5 protein-coding genes are annotated in these 5793 nt (G+C 73.1%); 2 read left to right on the top strand and 3 right to left on the bottom strand.

Features of this window, described 5'->3' with window-relative positions:
* The 3 genes from ACFU99_RS30460 to ACFU99_RS30450 all read right to left on the bottom strand — a co-directional run.
* Positions 1-529, bottom strand: a 529-nt coding sequence (locus ACFU99_RS30460) for a methyltransferase domain-containing protein (protein ID WP_384398133.1), incomplete at its 3' end; no start/stop codon positions are given.
* Between the two features lie 475 nt (positions 530-1004).
* Entirely contained in the window at positions 1005-2246 is a 1242-nt protein-coding gene (locus tag ACFU99_RS30455) for an FAD-dependent oxidoreductase (protein ID WP_384398131.1), read from the bottom strand.
* A 19-nt stretch (positions 2247-2265) separates the two neighbouring features.
* Complete coding sequence (locus ACFU99_RS30450) at positions 2266-3525, bottom strand: ATP-grasp domain-containing protein (protein ID WP_384398129.1); 1260 nt, start codon at positions 3523-3525, stop codon at positions 2266-2268.
* Between the two features lie 357 nt (positions 3526-3882).
* On the opposite strand from ACFU99_RS30450, the gene ACFU99_RS30445 reads away from it, so the two are divergent.
* Both ACFU99_RS30445 and ACFU99_RS30440 read left to right on the top strand, forming a co-directional pair.
* Positions 3883-5070 carry a fumarylacetoacetate hydrolase family protein gene (locus ACFU99_RS30445; protein ID WP_384398127.1) on the top strand — a complete coding sequence of 396 codons (1188 nt, stop codon included), beginning with the start codon at positions 3883-3885 and terminating at the stop codon, positions 5068-5070.
* Positions 5067-5720: a GPP34 family phosphoprotein gene (locus ACFU99_RS30440; protein ID WP_384398125.1), complete on the top strand. Its 654-nt coding sequence runs from the start codon at positions 5067-5069 to the stop codon at positions 5718-5720. Before ACFU99_RS30445 ends, ACFU99_RS30440 begins: the two co-directional genes overlap by 4 nt.
* The last annotated feature ends 73 nt before the right edge of the window (positions 5721-5793 follow it).

Below are 5793 nucleotides of genomic sequence, written 5' to 3'. Positions count from 1 at the left end.
CCGGTACGTCGGTGAACGAGACCTCTGCGGCGTCCATGGCGTCGGCCCCCGGCACGTAGGCATCGTGCCGGGGCCATACGAAACGCTGGGACCTCATCCGCATGAACGCGACGGAGCGGGTGAAGGGCCCGGAGGCGGTCAGCCCATCGGCGTCGACGACGAGCCGGGCGGTGGCTTCGTCGGCCCCGTAGTAGGTCCCCCAGGGCAGAAGGACGACGCCGCCGTGACGGGTCTGCCGAATCCACGCACCAGGGACCCGGCGCACCCCACACGTGACAATGATCCGGTCGAACGGAGCCCGCTCGGCACACCCCAGGGCCCCGTCTTGGTGCACCACTTCCACGGGCGCCCCGAACCGCTCCAGGGCGACGCCCCCGCGCTCGGCTACTTCCGCGTCGACTTCCACCGTGACGACGTTCGAGGCCCCGAGCCGATAGGCGAGCAACGCGGCGTTCCACCCCGTGCCCGTACCGATCTCCAACACGCGCTGCCCCGGCCGCACATCGAGGTCCCGGAGCATAGAGAACACCAGGCTCGGCATGGACGAGGACGAACTGAAGGAGGCTCCGGGCTCGCCCCCTTCGTGAGCCCCGTCATCCCACTGCGTGACGATGGGATCGTCTGACCGCGCCCAGCGCCACCACCCCTCCGGGTCCGCCTCTTTGCTGACCCCGATGCTCCGCCCGGTGCCCATGTCATGCGGCCACATCACCTCGGGCAGAAAAGCCGCCCGAGGCACAGCCGCACAGGCCGAAGCCCAATCGGGAGATAGCGCCCCGGATTCCAGAATTACCCCCTATGACGAGACCAGGGCTCCATCGTGGCCTCAGCCATCCGCCGGGGGAACACAATTACTACTGACGCAACCCGAACGAGCGACCCGCGCGGCAACCGCGAACAGGACGCTTCTGCGCGACGTTCACGTGGGCGGCCTCGCAGTTGGGCGGCGCCGCCGACCGGCCGTCCGACGGGACCGCTCGACACCGTCGCCGAACGGGCCGCCCCTACCGGCCCCCCACCCCCGCCACCGCCCGAGCCACCCGCGGTGACGCGTACTCCGTCCCGCACACGAATCGCATCACCGGGCCGAAGCTCGCCGCTGCCGGGAGGCCCGTGAAGTGGAGGCCGGGTATGGACGAGCCGTAGCCGGCGTCGAGGCGGGGGCCGCCCGCGGAGACTGCGAGGCGGGCGCGGAGGCCGTGGCCGAGGAAGCCGAGGGCGGCCAGGTCCACGCGGTAGCCCGTCGCGGCGAGGACGTGGTCGGCGGTCAGGTCGCCCGCGGGGCCGCCGGGCGCGGCCAGGGTGAGGACCGGGCGGCCGTCCTCGACCCGTGCCCGTACGATCCGCTTGCCCTCGGTGACCTGCACGCGGCCGACGAAGCGGTCCCGCAGCCACCACGCGCCCAGCGGCCCCAGCACCCGCTTGACCAGGAACTTCCGCGTCGGCGGCGGAAGGTGGCGGAAGCCCTCGGCGTAGTACGACAGGGCGTACAGGGACCAGGCGCGGCCGAACGGCGTCTCCGGGCGCAGCGGCGGCTGGCCGTCCGGGGCCGTGCCGAACCGCACCGCGCCCCGTCCGCGCGCCACCACCCGTACCGACGCGGCCCCGGCATCGGCGAGCAGCACGGCGCTCTCCAGCGCCGACTGGCCGGCCCCGACCACCGCGACATGGGCCCCGGCGAACCGTGACAGGTCGCGGTGCTGCGAGCTGTGCGAGAGCAGGCCGGTCACGGAGGGGCCGTCCGGCGCGGCGGGGGCCAGCTCGGGCGGCAGGTACGCGAGCCCGGACAGCCCGGTGGCCACGACCACGGCCCGCGCCGTGAACTGCTCGCCGGAGTCGAGTTTCAGGTCGAAGCCGGAGCCGGAGCCATGGGCGCTGCCGGGGCGGCGGCCTTTCGACCGTCGGTCCACGGACACCACGCGCACCTGCTCCAACTCCGGCACCAGCCGCTCCTGGAACCATTCCCCGTACCGCGCGAAGGTCTCGACGGGGATGATGTCCCAGTCCGACTCGTACCGCCGCTCCCCCGCCTCCTGGCAGTAGTCCAGCAGCGTATGGCCCGGCTGCGGGGCGTCGATGTTCGAGGCGGCCGGCGTCGATTTGAGCAGCATCCCGGCGGGCATGTGCTCGCGCCAGCTCACCATCGGCGCGCCGAACACGCGGACGGGCACCCCGCGCGCCCGCAGATGGGCGGCGGTCGAGAGACCGTATGGACCGGCCCCGATGACTGCTACCGGATGTGTCACGAGTCCCCTCCCCAGGGTGTTACTTGGCGATGGCGCGGCGGCGCGAGCGATGCGTGCGCCACAGTTGCAGCAGGTGCCGCGCGCCCGGCCGGACGAACCGGACGAGCATCGTGAAGAACGGCTTCATATCGTCGCGGGCGACCCAGGCCAGCTCCGTGGAGCTGGCGCGCGCGGGCGCGTGCGGCGTGGTGTAGCCGCTGCGGCGGTACGCGGCGTACGCGGGCAGGTCGATGTTCTCGACGATGAAGCGGCGCCCCGCGAGCTGCTCGCCCTCGGGGACCTTGCGGCCGGTGAGGTCGAGGTGCTGGGCCCGTACGACGTCGATGCCCCACTCGTTCTCGAACAGCCGGAACTGGGCGCCCATCCGGGGGTTGAAGTCCAGCAGCTTGTACAGCCCGTCGCGCCGGTCGTACCGCCAGTCGAGGTCGACGATCCCGGAGAAGCCGATGCGCTTGATGAACTGGGCCGTCATCTCGGCGAGTTCGGGGTTGTCGACGACGTACGCGTTGGCCGTCATCCCGGCGTGCGGCGGCCAGGAGCGGACCTTGACGCCCGTGAACATGGAGAGCGCGGTGGACTCCGCGTCGAAGTAGGCGTGGACGATCCAGTCCTCGGCCTCCTCGCGCGGCAGGTACTCCTGGATGATCACGCCGGGCCGCGGGCCCCAGTCCCGCGCCAGCTCCAGCAGTTCGCGGGGGCCGCCGATGCGCGTCGTGCCGTGCACGGCCGGTTTGCGCCGCCGCTCGAACGCCTCGCGGTTCTTGGCGACCACGGGAAAGCGCGCGGCGGCCGCGAACCGCGCGATCTCCTCGTACGAGTCGGGGAACGCGGCGGCCGGGGAGGGCACTCCGTGCTCCACGCAGAGCTGGTGCAGGCCCTGCTTGCTGGCGAGGCTGCGCGGTAACTCCGGTTCCACGCGCGGGAAGAGGAAGCGCGCGCGGAGCGCGTCCGCCTGCTCGGCGATCAGCACCGCCGCCTCCTCGTCGGTGGGGATCAGCAGCGTCGGCCGGCCGATCCGGCGGCCGATCCGCAGCAGCCCCTCGACGAGGCGCTCGGGGTGCTCGGTGCCGGTCGTCGGCCAGACGAAGCCGCGGTGGAGGTAGCGGGAGGCGGCGGCGGGGGTCCAGCGGTCCTCGGTGACGGCGAACATGGGGACGCCGAGCCGGCCGAGGCTGCGGATCGCGCCGACCCCGCCGTGGTGCAGCGGGTAGTCGCCGAACTTCACGATCAATCCGGGAACGGACCGGTCCGCCGCGATGGGCGTGCTTCTGCTCGCCACCAGCTCCCCCTCGGTCACCTCAGCGCAGCGGCCCCCCCACTGTGCGTGACCCGACTTGGAACGCTACTTCGGAATCGTCCGTTCCAGCAAGGCGTTTCGGGACATTGCGAACGCTTTAAGGACCGCTTCAAGACCGCGCCGGGTGTCGTTTCCCTATGGCGCCGCGGACCGCTTCAAGACCGCGCCGGGGCCGCTTCGGAGAACGCCCCGAAGGCGGCTTCGAAGGCGGCTTCGAAGGCCCGTCGCGGGATCGTCCGGAACGCCCCCTACCTGGCGGCTGCGACCGGTTGCCCAGCGGGCCACAAGCCGTAATCTGGTCCGAGCCAATCGGCGACGAGGAAGGCGAGGCAGCACCCCATGCCCCAGCAAGACCCCTTCGGTCCGGACACCCTCCCGTACGGCGTGTTCACCACCGCCGACGCCCCGGAGCAGCGGCGGATCGGCGTCCGTTACGGCGAGCGCGTACTGGACGCCGGCGCGATCGCCACCGTCCGCGGCTCCGCCCACGCCGAGCTGCTGGTCGCCCCCGACCTGGGCCCGCTGCTGGCCGCGGGGCGCCCCGTCTGGCAGGCGGTACGGGCCGAGGTACGCGACTGGATCAGTGAGGAACCGTTCCTCCTGCCGCTGGCCGACGTCACCCTCCACCTCCCCTTCGAGGTGGCCGACTACGTGGACTTCTACGCGAGCGAGCACCACGCCACCAACGTCGGCCGGATCTTCCGCCCCGGCGCCGACGCGCTCACGCCCAACTGGAAGCACCTGCCCATCGGCTACCACGGCCGCGCGGGCACCGTCGTCGTCACCGGCACCGAGGTCGTACGCCCCAGCGGCCAGCGCAAGGCCCCCGCCGACGACGCCCCGACCTTCGGGCCGTCCCGCCGCCTGGACATCGAGGCCGAGGTCGGCTTCGTCGTCGGAACCCCCTCCTCCGCGCCCGTGCCGCTGGAGGGCTTCCGCGACCACGTCTTCGGCGTCTGCCTCGTCAACGACTGGTCCGCGCGCGACCTCCAGGCCTGGGAGTACGTGCCGCTCGGCCCGTTCCTCGGCAAGTCCTTCGCGACCTCCGTCTCCGCCTGGATCACCCCGCTCGACGCGTTCGACGACGCGCGTACGGCGCCGCCGGAGCGCACCTACCCCCTTCTCCCCTACCTCGACGACTCGGCCGCCGAGCCCGGCGGACTCGACATCCGCATCGACGTCGCGCTCAACGGCGAACCGCTCACCTCCCCGCCGTTCTCCACCATGTACTGGACGGCCGCGCAGCAGCTCGCGCACATGACCGTCAACGGCGCGACGCTGCGCACCGGCGACCTCTACGCCTCCGGCACGGTCAGCGGCCCCGAGGAGCACCAGCTCGGCTGCCTCCTCGAACTCACCAAGGGGAAGGGCCCGTTCCTCCAGGACGGCGACGAGGTCACCCTCACCGCATGGGCCCCCGGCCCGGACGGCGCCCGCATCGGACTCGGCGAGGTCACCGGCCGGATCGCCCCCGCCACGGAGGCGGAAGCCGTCGGGACCACCGCCACGGACGCCGGCGCGCCATGACATTCGCCGCGCCCGACCTCACGCTCCCCGAGGAGCTGCTGCTCCTCGCCCACCACCCCACCGCGGGGCGGCGGCTGTGCCGGTCGCGGTTCCTCCAGTACGGCGTGGCCGGCGCCGTGCTCGCGGAGCTCCAGCTCTCCGGGCACATCGTGGAGCAGGGCGGCCGCATCACGGTGGTCAACCCGCTGCCGCCCCAGGAGCCGCTGCTGGCCGCCGCGATGGCCACCCTGCCCGCGCCGGGCAAGGGCCACGGCGACCGCGGCCCCCGCCCCCGCGGCTGGGTGCGCCGCTCGGGACGGCATCTGCAAGGGCCGTGGCTGGCGCGGCTGGTGGAGCGCGGCGCGCTGCGGCCGGAGGACCGCCGCTTCCTCGGCCTGATCCGCTACCGCCTCTACCCCGCGGGCAGCGTCGACTGGACCACCCCGGCCCGGCACCGCTTCGAGACGGCGCTACGGGCCGGGTTCCCGGACCAGCGCGGTCGCGCCCTGGGCTCGCTGGCCACCGCCACGGGCGTGACGAACCATCTCGTACCGGGCTTCGCCGCCCGCCACCTGCGGCGTTCCGCGCGCCGGCTGGTACGGGAGGAATGGCCGGCGCTCGCCGTGTACCGCAATGTGCAGCGGGACAAGTCGGCGGAATCCAGCGGCTGACGGCCGATCCCGGCTGGGGCGTGCGCCCGTACGAGCCAGGCCGCGCGCCCAGCCCGTACGGCCGTCCGTACAC

This window comes from Streptomyces sp. NPDC057654 (assembly GCF_042800135.1).
Taxonomy (GTDB): domain Bacteria; phylum Actinomycetota; class Actinomycetes; order Streptomycetales; family Streptomycetaceae; genus Streptomyces.
Note: the sequence above shows the minus strand (reverse complement) of the source record. Positions and strands in the feature narration are given on the sequence as shown.